We start from the raw sequence: 15,049 nt of genomic DNA on the forward strand, positions 1-15,049 counted from the left end.
TTGTATGGAACATTAACGTAATTCAAAGAAGGGCGGGATGGGATAACTGCGAAAATAATGATGCCTTCAACAAAATGTGGTAAGGATCGGTCTCCGTTTGGTAGCGCTTATCCCGATCATGGGGTATCCAGATCGGTCGGTATTCCGTATATCGCCTATATCCCGTGGCCCAGGTCGCGTTGTATACGGGTTAAATCACTTTTAGGGTTACCGTTCCCCTGCGATCTCCTTCATGATATACCTCTTTTAAATATTAGTTTACACTTAATTAAGTATATGCTACATTATAAGTATGATTGGAAAAATACTCCACGCTCTGGCTGAACCTCGTCGCAGAGACATACTGTCTCTCATTCAGAACGGGGAGCTTCCATCGAGCGACATCGCATCCCATTTTAACATTACCGCCCCAGCAGTTTCTCAGCATCTCAAAGTTCTTGAAGAATCTGGACTCGTCGTTATCCGGAAAGAGGGAACAAAACGGTACTATCGAATCAGGAGGGAGGGCTTTTCTGAATTGAAGCAGTATATCGACCGTTATTGGGATGACAGTCTGCTGCTCTTAAAGCAAGCGGCGGAAGATGAAGAGAGGAGAAATCGTATATCCGATGAATCAACAGGCCAATGATAAACTCATAAAGGAAATATTTATTGAATGCCGACCGGAAACATTGTTTTCTTTTTTTATTGATGCAGAGAAAATGAAGCGCTGGATGGGCCAACATGTTTTACTGGAGCCTAAACTAGGTGGCAAGTTCCGCATTGATCTCAATGGTAATGACGTCGCATTGGGGGAATACATGGAGATCGTCCCCAATGAGAAAGTTGTATTGTCATGGGGCTGGGAGAAGTCGAAGCTCGTTCCTCCAGGATCTAGTAAGGTTGAATTCCGGTTGCAGGCTCAGGATCAAGGCACACTTTTGATGTTGACGCATTACGATTTACCTATAGAAGAGATTGAACCACATGTGAAAGGCTGGACTCACTTTATGAAACGGTTGCTAGCCTCTGCTGGAAATCCCGACTCGCAGTAGGTCCAAGATTCAAATGATTTCTAATTTCAGAGAGGTGAATTCGACCGATGAATGAAACTAATTTTACGGTTATGAATGCAGGACCGTTTGCTGATCTTCTCAATGTAACGGAAGGGCCACCTGGAAAGTATTATTTAAAGGACAGGCTTGGACTGACCGGCATGGAGGTTTCACTTAACCAATTGCCGAAGGGAGGAGGAGTTCCTTTCTATCACAAACATCGTGAAAATGAGGAACTGTACCTTTTCACAGGCGGCCGGGGCCAGTTTCAGGTAGATGGGCATATTTTTGAAGTTGAGGAAGGAACTGCGGTTCGTGTTGGCCCTGAAGGAGAACGTACGCTCCGCAACATCGGTAACGAGGATTTATTTTTTATAGTTGTTCAAGTCCAAACCAACAGTCTTCGCAAGTGGGAAAAGTCGGATGCTGTCATTCCGGATAAGCAGGTGGATTGGCCGGTTGCTTAAAAAAATGGTGACTGGTATCACATCGAGTTGCAGCAACTTTTTCGCATTGATTGCCGCGTATAAGTGAATTTGCAGAAGATTAAAAAAGCCGCCTCCCCTTCGCATCCGAAAGGGGGCGGCTCACTTTATTTCGTCGAGCTCACCTGCAGCAGGTGGGCTTCTTTCACGGAATCAAAATGCGTCAAGGTGAACACGTAATCACCTTTGTAATACGAGTTCGTGTACGCGCCCGATCCGGCGCCGACCTCGAGCTCGAGCACGTTGTAACCGGCCTCGTTCGGTTCGGTTACTTTTTTGAACGTCTCCATCGCCGGCTGCAGCAGCGCGAGCGGCTTCGAGCCCCAAAGGGCCAGGGACGTAACGACGGCCTCTTTGGGGTTCGTCTTCGACGGCTCTACCAGCAAGGACATCTGGTAGGCCGGGTAGTTCAGCAGCAGCTTCACGCTGCCTGCTGCTGGAACCCCCGCCGCCGCCCCCTCAGCGGCGGCATCACCCGCACCGCCCGCCTCCGCTGAGGCGGGCGAACCACCGTCAGCGCCTGCGTCCGCTGACGGCAACCCGCCGGAGGCGTCCGCAGGCGCCTCCTGGCCCGCGAGCGTGACGCTGTCTGGCTGCAGCGTCACTTCTTCCGGTTTGCCCAGCAAGTCTTCGACTTTCTTGCTGGACAAACCGAGGAACCCCTGCAGGCTGGCCAGCCCGCCTGCCCAGAAGCTCCGCAGCAGCGGCGCGCCGTCTGCGTCGAACAACGTGCCGAGGCCGTCATAGACGCCGGCCTTGAAATCGCCTTTGTAGACGAGCTTGCCGAGCTCGTCATACGCTTCCCCGGCACCGGTCAAGGTGCCGCTGACGAACGTGCCCTTGAAGCGGGGCACGCCTTTGTCATCGAACAACGTGCCTTCGCCGTTGTACGTGCCAATCAGGAACTGGCCTTTGTACTTCATCAGGCCAGTCGCACCAAATTCCGTGCCTTCGCCGGAATAGACGCCGCTTTTAAAACCGCCTTCATATACCGGCAGGCCTTTCGCATCAAACAATTTGCCGGCCCCGTTATACTGCCCCGCCGCAAATTCGCCCTCGTACTTGACGATGCCGCCCGCGGAGAAAAGCTTCCCGGCCCCGTTGTACAGGCCGCCGCTCCATGCGCCGTCATAGACGACGTCGCCACCGGCCGCGAACAGCTTGCCGGCGCCGCCGTACTTGCCGTTTTGGAACTCGCCGATGTACAAGACCTTCTGATTCGTGTCGTACGCCGTGCCCGCGCCGTTATACTGATCGCTGGCGAAAGCGCCTGTATAGAGCAGATGGCCCTGTTCATCGTAGGCTGAGCCTTGGCCCGCCCGCTGCCCCTTATCAAAATCGCCCTCATACGCCAACTTGCCGTTCGGATAATACAGCTTGCCTTTGCCCGCGTAGACGCCGTCGACTAAATCCCCGACATAGCGCGAGGCTTTTTGGGTATCGACGACCTTGCCTGTACCCGAGAAGCTGGCCAGCTTCGTTGTATCCTCCTGCAAAACCGTGACGCGGTGCAGCCACTTGTTCACGATGGCCGGCGGTCGCACAAAAATAAAGAACAACAGCACAAGAATCAGCAGCACGATCCCGAGCAGAAGACGTTTGGAGATGTAGTAAGAGCCAATCAGTACGTAGTTTTTCAGGGACGTTTCGCGGGTAACGAGAATTTTGCGCAGCACCTGCTGGAATTTCTGAATGGCCATCTTCGGCAGCCTGCCGACGGTCAATATGGCCTTCATGACTTGTCCGATGAAAGGCGCTACGACGGGCTTGAGCACTTTTTCAAGGGTTTTGATCGGCTGGATCTCCACAATGTTCACTCCTAAAATATGGTAAATACGCTAAGGCACCTGAATGGTCATCTGTCCGGGCTGTTGAATTTGAATGACGCCGCCCCAGTTGCACATGCACTTGGACGTGTTGTTGAGCGCCGGCATGTTGGCAACCAGCACGGTCGGCGAGCCGGGAACCCAAGGCGCAGCTGTGACCGGAATGCAGGGCATCGGTGTCAATACGCCAAAGGCGGCAGCGGTCGCTGCGGCGACAGTTGGATTGGCCGGCGAGTTGCACATGCCGAACGGCAAAATGTTCGCCATCGGCTTGTTATCCATGATGTTGGCGATCGGCATAGAGGTCAGCACTTTGTTGGCCGGAAGCACCATCAGCGAGCTGGGTGCGGCCCCGAACGTGCATTGCAGCATGGCGCCGCCGCAGACTAGATTTCCCATGGCAGAACTTCTCCCTTCAAATACAAATAGTTTGGCGTAAGGTGAAATATCGTGAAGATGAGTCTCTATTTTGCGGAATGTGTCGGTTGGAGGAAAGTATCTCATGATCAAAGGCTAACGGTTGCAGCAGCGTCTATTTCATGGAGAACGGTCAGAAATGGCGGCTAACGGTTGCCAGAGCGGCTATTAGCTCGGAAATGCGATTTCGGGAGGTTCTGCGTCAAATAACGGCTGTGGCAACCGTTCCATTCGCACTTGGGGTGAGATAAGCTTCAATGAGCTCTCTGACATCCGTTAGCCCGGAATGCCCCCTACTTTCTCGTCGCACACATTTTCCGCCAGATTTCGCGTCTACTATTACTTTTATACTACTAGAAAAGAGGTAGAGCGGCAATCCAAACCTGCATTCGATTCTATTCGATATTTTTCTCCAAAGAATGGATGCGAGAGTGTGTAAGATATTGTACTATTAAGAGGAAGGTTTGATGTGAGCGGAGGGGTTCGGTCTGAAGAGATTGCATGTGTTAAAAATAGGGCTGGCGCTCGTCCTGGGGACGGCTTCGCTTCTGCCTGCCGGCCTGCGGGCGGAGGCCGCTTCGGTCAAGTCGCTGACGCTGAAAGAAGCCATGGACCGCGGCGTCAAAGTCAGCGCGCAGATGCGCGACGCGAAAAACGACATTCTTAAGAAGCAGCTGGAGCTGGAACAGGCGCAGCAAGCCGTCAAGAGCGAAGAAGCCAAGGCGCAGGGGCTGTTCGCCAAAGCGCATAATTTGAATCAGGACATGAGCGTCAAGCTGAAGGTGCCGGACGCGCGATCACAGCTATTTATTTCCCGGGAAACGTTTCGGCAAACTGCGACAAATGTCGGCTACGAAGTGGAGAAAGCGTACATGACCGCTTATCAGGATTTGTCGGCGGAGGGGCGTTCCCGCACGAAGCTGGATCAGGCGAAAGCGGCGCTGGACGCCGTTCGCACGAAACGCAAGTACAACCTGGCGAGCCCCGAGGATCAGGATAAAGCGGAGAAGGCGCTGGAAGAGGCGACCTCTAATTACAAGCAAGCGCAGTTGACAGCTAAAGCGAGTCGGCTCGCACTGGGTAAGCTGCTGCAGCTCGATATGGAGAATCCGGTGGCGCTGGAGTTTCGGCCGTTTTGGGCGGATTTGAATCAGGCGGTGCTGCCGGCTTTGATCGATCGGGGCCAGAAGACGACGCTGTCGTTGCTCAAGGATACGGAATCGCGCCGATTAGCGGACGAGAAGCTGAATGTGACGAAGGATCTGCTTAGCGCCAAATTCGGCGCTGCCCGGATGCGCGTCATGGAGGCTATGTACAAAAGCACGGATATCGACATGGACTTGTTCCAAAGCAGCTATGACGCAACGCTGGAGCAGGTGAAGCAGGACTGGCAGGGGTATTTTTGGCTGCTCGGCTTCATTCCCATCCCGAAATCGCTGCTGCAAGGGGAGTTTGACGGTCTACGGTATTTGGATGACCTCCACAATGCGCTGCCAATCGCCACAATTGAGCAGGGCAAGGCAACGCAGCAGGAAAAAGACAGCCGCACCGCCGTCATCGCGGACATTCGGGGAGCGTTCCTCGAGGCAAAAGGCACAGAGGAGACGTACGCGCAGACTTTGCGCGATCGGGATCGGGCGGTCGATGAGCTGGCGAAAGCGAATCAGAAGGCGAAGCTGAGTCTGCTGAAGCAGGACGAGCTCCAGTTGTTCAAGGACGCGGTCTCGCAGGCGGAGCAAGGCATCCAGCTCGCGCAGATCGGGTATATGCTGGCAATCGGCAAGCTGGACACGGCGACGGGCGGCGCAGTAAGCCGATCATATCGGGACGGCATTATTCCGTACCACGATTTGGATGATGGGTTGTCGGCGGTGAAGACGCAGAAGCCGAAAGCACCGCTGGGCACTTGGAAAATCAAACAGGCCGTGGGGCCGCTGCTGAGCGATTTCAGCCTAACGGTAAGCAAGAAGCTTGGCGCGACGGAGTATGCTGTGTTCACGAAGGACGGGAAACCGATCGGCAAAAAGACGAAGGTGAACAAGCCTCTGCGCAATTTAACGCTGAAATTTAGTGAGCCGGATGCGCTCAAGGTTGTACTGTACGCCAAGGGGAAAAAAATAACAGAGCTTCCGCTGGAAGGGAAAGGCAGTGCCGGGCAATTGATTGATCCTGCACAGGACGGTGACGCAGCGGCAGGAGCAGGCAACGGCGGCTCGAACGGAAGCGCTGACGGAGCTGCTGGCGCTGGTGGGACTGGCAGTGGGACAGGAACTGGCGGTGCGGCAGATGGAGGCTCTGGCAACGGCGGCTCTAGTGCCGGTCAGGGTGCAGGTTCCGATGATAGCGGCACAGGTGACAGCGAAGGTGACGCCTCCGGCACCGAAGCAGGACTCGGCACAGTCATTATCGGCACGTACAAAGTAAATCTCGATGCGCTGACGCCGGAGGCGTTCAATGCCGCTTCGGCGACGATGACGGAATCTGGTCAGGGCATGCTGTACAAGCCGGATGCGCCAGGCGCTTCCTGGATCGGCATGGATAATATAACGGACAGCGACGCGCTTGCGAATCCGCCTAGCTCGGCGGTGCTATCGCAGGCAGCGGTAGCAGCGATCAAGCTGACGGTTGCCATCGACAAGCCCGGCGAGATCGCTTCGACGCAGACTCCCGAGGAGCTGGCGAAGCAGATCGAGACGCTTAAGAAAGACGTAGAGAAGCTGGAAGCGGACAAAGAAGCCGCGGTCACGGCGATGAAGCTGATGGACATTGCCAGCCTGTCAGCGCAGCTTAAGGAAGCGCAGGCGAAGCTCGGCATGATGGAGGCGCTGCAAAAAGGCGACAGCCAAGCGGCGCTCGCGCAGATGGCGCTGGTAAACAATCCCGACGCGTTGGTGGCCGCCATGGCGGAGGAAGCGTCCGAGCCGACGGAGCCTGGAAGTGGGACGGGCACTGGCACTGGCACGACCGACCCCGGCAGCGGAACGGGGACGGGTAACGGCACGAACCCCGGCAGCGGAACGGGGACGGGTAACGGCACAACCGACCCCGGTAGCGGGACGGGAACGGGCAATGGCACGACTGAGCCTGGCACGAGCCCAGGCTCAGGTACCGGCACCACACCGGGCGGCAGCGGCGCCGCCGGCAGTCCGGCCAGCGAAGACCAGCTGGCCGCCCAAGCCGAGCTCCAGCAAGCGAAGCTGGAGCAAGCCCTCGCCGCCGGCGAGCCCGAAGCCGCTGCAGCCCTGCTGCAGCAGCTTCTCGCGACGCAGGCGCAGCTGGCCGACGCGCAATCGGGCGCGTCGGAAGGCACGGCTTCGCTGGATGCAGCGAAGCAAAAGCTGCAGGCTGCGCTGAGCGCAGCGCAGGCGCAGCGCGAAACCGAGCGGGCGGCGGAGCTCGCCGCTTCCCTCGCTGCCGTCGACGAGGCGAAGCAGTCGATGCAGAAGGATGCGCTGTTCGCGCAGCTGGACGCCGTTACGTCGCTGACGGCGGAGCTCCCGCCGTCGCCCGGCGTGCAGCAGAAGCTGGAACAGCAAACGGATGAGCTCCTGGCGAAGCTGAAGGAGCAGGAGAAGGCGAAGTACGCGCCGGAGGAACTGCAAGAGCTCGCCGCCACGGCTTATGCGCTTGCGCAGACGACAGCAATCGACACGAGTGAAGAACCTGCCACGATTCGGCCGCTTCCGCCAGAAAGCGTGATATCTCCCAATATTTTTATCAAATTTACCGCGCCGCCTGTTATAATAAATGGGCAGGCATACTTACCGATTCGATCGGTGTCTGAGTCTTTCGGCGCAGCCGTGGACTGGGATCCTGATACCTATACCGTTACAGTCAGTACGGAATATACGACGGTAACGAGCACGATTAATCAAGATACGGCCTACATCGATGGCATACCTACTCAGAATGACGGTCCGTCGCTGCTGCTGGAAGGGCGCACGTATGTGCCGATGCGTTTTATCGCGGAGTCCTTGGGGCTGCAAGTCGACTGGAACGAGGCCATGAAGATGATTCAGATTGCGAAATAAGAGGAGATACGTACGATGAAGAAATCGATTGCGGCATTGCTGCTTGTCCTGCTGCTTCTGGGTGCAGCCGGAACTTACCTGATCTCTAATCGGGCTGACATCCAGCTATGGCCATTTCAAAAAAGCATGCCTTTCGACGGCTTATCGAAGGCGGTCTCGGATTCCAACCATCATTTATATGTGATTGACAACGCCAAGAAGACGATTCACAAGCTGGATGCAGAGGGAGTGCTCCAGTATACGATTACAAGCGACGTTGGCAAGAACGGGGAAATTTACCGCTTTAACGACATGGTTGCCGATGAGACGGGCTACCTGTACACAATTCGAACGTTGCTGGATCCCTACGGCATTAACGTAAAATCGGAGCAAATTGTGCGTTATAAGCCGGACGGCCAATTTGACCGCATCCTCTTCACGCAGGATTACAGCGATACGCAATCCCGAAGATACCGGCTCGGTTCGCTGCGCAACGTGCAAGTGCATGACGGCAAGCTGTACTTTTTCAACGATGAAGTCAAAAAGCTGACGCTGTACCAGACGCCGACGGGCAATAGCGATATTGCGGAGCCGCAAGCCGTGTACAGCGTCAATATGCCGGAGAACAAGTATGTCTCCGAAGCGGACGGCTATAAGCCGGGCGGCATTTACTTTAGTACGCGCAGCGGGGAAATCTATCGCGCGCTGGCAAGCGGCGGCACGGAGTTGGTGTATCCACTTCCGGGGCTCGACCGGACGCGGCGCAATTTCCCGGAGAGCTTCCATCTCGACAATGAGGGTCGCCTGATTTTCATCGATTTCAACAACCGGATGATCGCCCGTCTCGACCCGCAGCAGCCTTATGTCATCGAGTCGTTGGTCGACGTGGACAAAGCCAAAGCGAGCGGCGTGGAGCTTGCTTTCGATGCGACAACGAGCAGTATCGGGCCGGACGGCAGCTTGATCATTGTGGAATCGGCGCAAATCAATATTCGGCATGTGGACGGCACACTGACGTCGTCCATGGAAGAGGCGCTGTACAACCACAAGGATCGGACGCACATGATTGTGGTGTGGGCTGTCGGGGTGGCAGGATTGCTGCTCCTGCTATGGCTGATCAAAATTGTCTACTTTGACCTGCTGGATCGCCGGGTGCCACTGATGATAAAGCAGATTACGATTCTGATTCCCGTCATTGCGCTGTCCATGATTTTGCTGTCCACGGTGATCTACAACAGCTTCTCGAAAAAAATGGAAGAAGAGACGTTCAGCGAGCTTGTGCTGCTGGCGAAGAACGGCCAGAACCTGATCGACGGCGATAAGCTGGAGAGCATTACGTCTCCGCTGGATTACCGCAACACGGTGTTTCAATCGTTCCGCAAGCGAATTAACGCAGTCTTCGACAACAATCCGCGTGACGACAATCAAGGCTTTTATAAAGCGGTATACAAATTGGAAAATGGTACGATTTACAGAATTCTGGAAGATGACGACGGCATGCATATGTTCAATCCGTTCCAACCGACGGAGGAGAACCAGCAGGTCGCGAAGGAAGGCAAGACGATGACAGGCCAATGGGAGGACTTCTCCGGCGAATGGCGGTATGCGATCGCGCCGATTTACAACTCTTCGGGCACCATCGTCGGGATCTTCGAAACGAGTAAAAACCTCGACGGTCTGCTTAAACATCGTCAAGCTGTCCTGCAATCGATTATTCGCAACATTGTGCTTATTTCCATTGGCTTGCTGATCGTGTTGGTTGTGATGACGTATGTGATGCTGTCGTCGATCCGCAAGCTGCGCAACAGCGTAGGCGAGATTGCGAAGGGCAACTGGGATACGGTTGTGGACATCCGTACAAGGGATGAGGTCTCTGATCTTGGGGACAGCGTCAATACGATGGCCGCCCGCATTCGGGATTACATTACGAAGGTTGAAAACTTCAGTCAGGCGTATTACCGATTCGTGCCGCAGCAGTTTTTGAAGTTCCTGAATAAAGATTCGATTCTGGATGTTGAGTTAGGGGATCAGGTGGAGCAGCATATGGCCATTCTGAGCTTTAACATTCGCGGGTTTTTCCATCTGTCGAAAAGGCTGACGCCGGAAGAGAACTTCAATTTCGTTAACTCCTTCCTTAAGCGCTTCGGGCCTTATGTGCGCAAGCATGAAGGGTTTATGAACAAATATTTGGGTGCAGGCTTTATGGCGCTGTTCCCGAACCGCACGGACGACGCATTGATGGCTTGTGTCGAAATGCGCAAAGAGCTCGACGTGTATAACATGCACCGGGCCAAAGTAGGCTATGTTGCCATCGAAATCGGCATCGGGCTGCACAAAGGGCCGCTTCGCCTGGGTATCATCGGGGAGGAGCATCGTCTGGAAAACAACGTCATTTCCGATGGCGTGAATATTTCCAACATGCTGGAGAAGATGACGGACCCCCTTGGCGCTTCCATCTTGATCACGAATGATGTTGTGCAGTCGCTTGAGCAGGCCGGTCAGTTCCAATACCGGAATCTTGGCTTGATTCAAGTGGAAGGCGTTAGAGAGCCGCTTCATCTGTTTGACGTGTACCAAGGCGATACAGAGACGGTTCGCATGCTGAAGGAACGGACGAAGGCGTTGTTCGAGCAGGCGGTGACGTATTATCAGGTTGGCCGATTCTATGATGCAAGAGAAGCGTTTCTCATGGTTTTGAAGCAAAATCGTCAGGATAAAGCCGCTCAGTTGTATTTCTACGTCTGCGACGAATACTTCCAGCAGGGCACAACGACAGAATGGAACGGAACCTTGTCCGTTTCCTAAAGAGGAAGTTCAAAAAGCCCAATCAGTCCCCAAAGAAAGAGGCGAATATCCCATGCAAGCACATGAAGTGGCGGTACGTGAGTTAACGAACGAAGCGGATGCGCTCCGCATTACGGAATTTTACTTGTCGGAGAACTCTTTTGACGATCAGCGGCATACACCTGGAGAATTGGAGCATTTTCGCACGGCGCCTTTGCTGAGCTTGTTGCAGCGCAATCATAAGCACTGGTTTATCGAAAATGAAGCCGGCGACATCGTGGCGGTCACGAGCTGCAAGGAAAACGAGCATCAATCCGGAGGATTTCTGTGGGATTACTTGGTCGTTCACCGGGATTATCGGCGTTACGGCTTCGCCAAAGTGCTGTTTGCGGCGCTGGAAGCGTTTGTCCGTTCCGCGCAGGGGCGTTATATTTTGACGTATACGTGTGACTTGCTGGAATACCAGCCAATTCAGAATATGTTCCGCAAGAATGGCTTTACCTTAATTGGCACTTATCCGAATTATTATTATGAAGGTGAAGCACGGTTAGCCTTTTATAAACCACTGTCTCCTTGACAGATAACTCATAGATTGGACCTGATGATATGCAAGGAACTTTACGCGGTTGGATGGGGCTGCGCACGGAGGACATCCGCAAGCTGTGGCGAATGCTGCCAATTTTCTATTTCAGCGGTATTGCGGAATCCTTGAACTACACGGCGTTCATGGCGCTTTTTAACCAACGTTTCGGCGTGCAGTATTTGCCTTATATTTATATCGTCGAGGCGGCGATTATGCCGCTCGAAGGCTGGCTGCTCGCCAAGCTCGCAAGCCGACTGCCCAAAGCCAGGATGATGACGACGCTGTACCTCATCATGATCGGCTTGCTGGCTGTGAACGGCGCTGTGCTGCTCGGCTTCAAGGCCGGAGGCGTCGACTTCCGCTTCTATTATCCGATTCTGTTCATCTCCTCGAATTTTGTGATTCGCCAGCTGACGCTGCTACTCTGGAGCACGGCCTTCGATTTGTGCCCTACACAGCAGGCGAAGCGGCTGATGCCGACATTCATCGCATCGACGACAACCGGCGGGATCACCGCCGGCTTGCTGGCGAGTCTGCTGGGGAAATGGCTCGGCACGGAGGCGGTCTACGCGCTGGCGCCGGTGCTGATGGCGGCGGGCTTTCTTTTTTTTCGTAAAGCGATTGCCCGGTATCTCGTACCGCTGACGCTGAAAGAGGAGGGGCGGCTGCAGGCCGGCGCTTCATCGGCATCTGAGGTCGAAGAGTCTTCCGGCTACTATTTGCGAAACATTCTACAAAGCCCGTTTCTTCTCTGCGCAGTGGCTTTGATGACGCTCATGCCGGCCATCTATTTCATGATGGAGTATCAGTACTTTACCGCGGCGGAGGCGCGTTTTCCCAGGGAGGGCGATTTGACGTCGTTCTACGGTCTCATTACGGCGATTCAGTTCAGCGTGTGTCTGCTGCTGCAAACCGTGTCTACGCGGCTGATGAATTGGCTGGGAGCGAGCAATATTTTGCTGGGGATCGGGATTATCTTCCTTGGTGGATTTACGTTAACTGCGCTTTTTATGAACCAATCGATGGGGCTGCCTGTCGTTTCGGGCTCCTATGCGATGTTTTACATTCTGCTCTACTACATTGCGGAGCCGTGCTATCAGTTGTTCTTCAAAATGATGCCGATGTCCAAACGGGACGGCTACCGTTATTTTGCGCAAGGGGTCGCGGCGTCAGGCGGCATTCTGATCGGTTCGCTGCTCTCCCTGCTGCATTCCTCCGGGCTGGTCGCGTTGTCGCCGCTCGCTTGGGTGGGCGTCGTCGTTGGCGGCGTGCTGGTCATTGTGGCCTGGTTCGGGCGGCATCTGTACATTAAAGAACTGGTCAAAAGCGTTCAGGGCCTTCACGCGGATTTATCTGAAGTGGCAAGCTCCTTCATCGGGGGGATGCGCAGCTCGAAGGCGCTGTCGGGGATGCTCGGCTACTTGAAGCATCCGAACGATTACGTGCGCGAGCTGGCGCTTGAGGTCATTGGGCAGGCGAAGGATTCCGCTTTCCTGCCGCATCTCATCTCCATGATCGCGGAGGAAAGCTCACGCATCCGCATTGCGGTGCTTCGCGCGATGAATCTGCAAGGCGCGACGATTCAGGATCTCGTGCAGGTCGCCTCTTTCCTGGAGGACGAAGACCCGGATGTGCGGGCAGAATGTGTAAAGCTGATCTCAAGAGCGGCGCATCTCAAAAGCCAATCGCACTTCTTCATTCGCGTCAAGCTGCTCGACAACCACCCGAAAGTGGTGCATGAGGTCGTCAAAGCGCTGCATGCGCTCGAAAGCGAAGAGAGTTATCAAGCATGCGACGAAGCGATTATTAAAATGCTCGATTCCGGCGGCGAATGGGCGGTCTACGGCTGCCATACGGTCGCGGACCTTAAGCTGACGCAGTATGCCGCTTGGGTATTATCCCTGCTCGATGAGCAGCGTCCGGCCGTCAAGGTTGCGGCTGCGCATTGTATCGGCAAGCTGCAACATATCGAAGCGCTGCCGCAGCTTTTGGAGATTGTGCCGATGGCCGATCAGGAGCTGAAACGCGTCATCCTGGGCGCGTTGGTCGATATGGGCGACAAGGCGCTGCCGGGCTTATTTGCCCACATGCAGCAAGAGAATCCGTATCGCTGGAACGTCGTGGTGACGGCGCTGGCGGAGCTGCTGGATGAAGGGCGTCTGCGCACGGTGCTGATCGACGGCTGTGTGGAGCGCCTTCAAGCTTCGTCGAAGGAGCGTGCGCTGCCCGGCGCGCTGCGTGCACTGGGGCTGGATGCGCTCGCAGATCTGGCGAAGGAGCGCTCGCAGGAGCTGCATGAGGCGCTGATCGGCGGTGCGTGGGCCGTGATGGCGAAGCTGGTCGACGAACGGATCGTGCAGACGCTGCGCGAAGCGATTCAGGACGAGAGCGAAGAAATTCGCGAGAACGGTCTGGAGGTGCTGGCGGAAGGGCTCGGCGATCGCCGCCTCGCTTATGCGCTGCTGGATCAGCTTAAGCAGGGGACGTCGGCCGGGGGCGAGACGAATCAGGAGCCGCACTTGCTTGTGCAGGAAGCGGAGGGCTGGTCGGACAGCTGGCTGCGGGAGATCGCGATGTATGCACGAAGTGAACGGGAGCGTGGGGATATGAGAGAAGATCGGAAGTTTCTGACGATGCTGGATAAGGTCATCTTTTTAAAACAGGTGTCCCTGTTCGCGGATTTATCCGTCGATGAGCTTGGCCTGATTGCCGGCATCGCGACGGAGGAAATTCATGAGGACTTGACGTATCTGGTGCGTCGCGGCGAGCCCAACAGCGCCATGTATCTGATCATTGAAGGTCATGTGGAACTGAGCAATGCGACGGGCCAGGGCGAGACGGCAACGATCGGCGTGCTCGGTCCCAAGCAGGCGGTCGGCGAGACGACCGCGCTGGACGGTTCGCCGTCGGCGATTACGGCGCAGGTCATTTTCGATGAGGTACGGGTGCTGACGCTGCAAGGGGAGAGCTTGTCACGACTGGTGCGGCTGTATCCGGAAATCGGTATCGGTTTGCTGCATGCGTCGAGCGCACGCGTACGGCTTTTGGAGAACATGCTGTTAACGATGTCGTAAAACCGGCAAGATGAGCAAATCGGTGTGAGAGGGTGAGCGCGGTGACGACGGCAACCATCAGGTTAAGCAACGATTTAAGCGAGTTGGAGCGATTGAGCCATTTTTTGCGGGGGTTGTCGGGCTCGATGGGGATGGATGATCAGGTGGTTTTTCAGATCAACCTGGTTTGTGATGAGCTGGTGACGAACATTATTTTGTATGGGTATCCGTCCGAGGAGCGGGGAAGGCATACGATTGAGCTAGAGGTCGCAGCGGATGCGCACGGCTGGGAGCTGCGGCTCACGGATCGCGGTGTCCCTTTTAACCCGCTGCTCAGGGCCAGCCCGCGGATCGATCTCGAGGTGGAAGAGCGGGGCATCGGCGGTTTGGGCATTCATTTTGTCCGCCAGGTGATGGACGATTTGCGGTATGAACGACGGCAGGATGAGAATGTGCTGATTATGCGGAAAGTACGAGGAAGCGAGGAAGGTGCATCATGATCATTAACGAAAACGAGCAGGGCGAGACGATGGTGCTCAGTCTGCAGGGCAGGCTGGATGCGAATACGTCCGGCTCTTTGGAATCGGCGTTTGCCAAGCTGGTGGAGCAAGGCAAGGGGAAGTTTGTGTTTAATTTGGCAGGGCTGGAGTATGTGAGCTCTGCGGGTCTGCGCAGCTTGCTGTCCGCCGCCAAAACGGTGAAGGTGATTCGCGGCAGGCTGATCCTGGCCCATATGAACGAGCATGTGCGGGAAGTGTTTGACATGTCGGGGTTTAGTGCGATTTTCACGGTAATGGGGACAGAGGCGGAAGCTGTGCAGGCGATGGCGTAAAGGTTAATCCGTAAGGTATCGGAGA

At 55.3% G+C, this 15,049-nt stretch carries 11 protein-coding genes; 9 read left to right on the plus strand and 2 right to left on the minus strand.

Annotation, left to right across the window (positions count from 1 at the left end):
• Positions 1–292: 292 nt before the first annotated feature.
• The 3 genes from ABE504_RS00580 to ABE504_RS00590 are packed head-to-tail and all read left to right on the plus strand — an operon-like array spanning position 293 to position 1,501.
• Positions 293–628 (plus strand): ArsR/SmtB family transcription factor, encoded by a 336-nt coding sequence (locus ABE504_RS00580; RefSeq protein WP_430083012.1) that lies wholly within the window; start codon positions 293–295, stop codon positions 626–628.
• The gene (locus tag ABE504_RS00585) at positions 609–1,034 is read left to right on the plus strand and encodes an SRPBCC family protein (RefSeq protein ID WP_430083015.1); all 426 of its coding nucleotides are present in this window, start codon (positions 609–611) and stop codon (positions 1,032–1,034) included. The genes ABE504_RS00580 and ABE504_RS00585 overlap by 20 nt, the downstream gene beginning before the upstream one ends.
• Positions 1,035–1,081: 47 nt before the next feature.
• The gene (locus tag ABE504_RS00590; RefSeq protein WP_430083018.1) at positions 1,082–1,501 is read left to right on the plus strand and encodes a cupin domain-containing protein; all 420 of its coding nucleotides are present in this window, start codon (positions 1,082–1,084) and stop codon (positions 1,499–1,501) included.
• 125 nt (positions 1,502–1,626) lie between these two features.
• Here ABE504_RS00590 and ABE504_RS00595 read toward each other — a convergent pair whose 3' ends face one another.
• On the minus strand, positions 1,627–3,327 hold the full coding sequence (locus ABE504_RS00595; RefSeq protein WP_430083021.1) for a hypothetical protein: 1,701 nt from the start codon (positions 3,325–3,327) through the stop codon (positions 1,627–1,629).
• A gap of 30 nt (positions 3,328–3,357) precedes the next feature.
• On the minus strand, positions 3,358–3,744 hold the full coding sequence (locus tag ABE504_RS00600; RefSeq protein ID WP_430083023.1) for a DUF4280 domain-containing protein: 387 nt from the start codon (positions 3,742–3,744) through the stop codon (positions 3,358–3,360).
• A gap of 521 nt (positions 3,745–4,265) precedes the next feature.
• Between ABE504_RS00600 and ABE504_RS00605 the strand changes: the two genes are divergently transcribed.
• From ABE504_RS00605 to ABE504_RS00630, 6 genes are read left to right on the plus strand one after another with little or no spacing between them, the layout of a single operon-like run.
• Complete coding sequence (locus ABE504_RS00605) at positions 4,266–7,793, plus strand: stalk domain-containing protein (protein WP_430083026.1); 3,528 nt, start codon at positions 4,266–4,268, stop codon at positions 7,791–7,793.
• A 15-nt stretch (positions 7,794–7,808) separates the two neighbouring features.
• Positions 7,809–10,577 carry an adenylate/guanylate cyclase domain-containing protein gene (locus ABE504_RS00610; protein ID WP_430083029.1) on the plus strand — a complete coding sequence of 923 codons (2,769 nt, stop codon included), beginning with the start codon at positions 7,809–7,811 and terminating at the stop codon, positions 10,575–10,577.
• A gap of 52 nt (positions 10,578–10,629) precedes the next feature.
• A complete protein-coding gene (locus tag ABE504_RS00615) occupies positions 10,630–11,133 on the plus strand; it encodes a GNAT family N-acetyltransferase (protein ID WP_430083032.1) in 504 nt (167 codons plus the stop codon).
• 29 nt (positions 11,134–11,162) lie between these two features.
• Positions 11,163–14,213 (plus strand): HEAT repeat domain-containing protein, encoded by a 3,051-nt coding sequence (locus tag ABE504_RS00620; RefSeq protein WP_430083034.1) that lies wholly within the window; start codon positions 11,163–11,165, stop codon positions 14,211–14,213.
• Between the two features lie 41 nt (positions 14,214–14,254).
• Positions 14,255–14,692 (plus strand): ATP-binding protein, encoded by a 438-nt coding sequence (locus ABE504_RS00625; protein WP_430083037.1) that lies wholly within the window; start codon positions 14,255–14,257, stop codon positions 14,690–14,692.
• On the plus strand, positions 14,689–15,024 hold the full coding sequence (locus ABE504_RS00630) for an STAS domain-containing protein (RefSeq protein WP_430083039.1): 336 nt from the start codon (positions 14,689–14,691) through the stop codon (positions 15,022–15,024). The genes ABE504_RS00625 and ABE504_RS00630 overlap by 4 nt, the downstream gene beginning before the upstream one ends.
• The last annotated feature ends 25 nt before the right edge of the window (positions 15,025–15,049 follow it).

The organism is Paenibacillus oryzisoli (genome assembly GCF_050467285.1).
GTDB lineage: Bacteria > Bacillota > Bacilli > Paenibacillales > NBRC-103111 > Paenibacillus_E > Paenibacillus_E oryzisoli_A.

What these genes read in the sequence shown, in the direction of transcription:
- ABE504_RS00580 (WP_430083012.1), top strand. Translation starts at nt 293, where the DNA reads ATGATTGGAAAAATACTCCACGCTCTGGCTGAACCTCGTCGCAGAGAC.
- ABE504_RS00610 (WP_430083029.1), top strand. Translation starts at nt 7,809, where the DNA reads ATGAAGAAATCGATTGCGGCATTGCTGCTTGTCCTGCTGCTTCTGGGT.
- ABE504_RS00600 (WP_430083023.1), bottom strand. Translation starts at nt 3,744, where the DNA reads ATGGGAAATCTAGTCTGCGGCGGCGCCATGCTGCAATGCACGTTCGGG.
- ABE504_RS00620 (WP_430083034.1), top strand. Translation starts at nt 11,163, where the DNA reads ATGCAAGGAACTTTACGCGGTTGGATGGGGCTGCGCACGGAGGACATC.
- ABE504_RS00585 (WP_430083015.1), top strand. Translation starts at nt 609, where the DNA reads ATGAATCAACAGGCCAATGATAAACTCATAAAGGAAATATTTATTGAA.
- ABE504_RS00615 (WP_430083032.1), top strand. Translation starts at nt 10,630, where the DNA reads ATGCAAGCACATGAAGTGGCGGTACGTGAGTTAACGAACGAAGCGGAT.
- ABE504_RS00590 (WP_430083018.1), top strand. Translation starts at nt 1,082, where the DNA reads ATGAATGAAACTAATTTTACGGTTATGAATGCAGGACCGTTTGCTGAT.
- ABE504_RS00630 (WP_430083039.1), top strand. Translation starts at nt 14,689, where the DNA reads ATGATCATTAACGAAAACGAGCAGGGCGAGACGATGGTGCTCAGTCTG.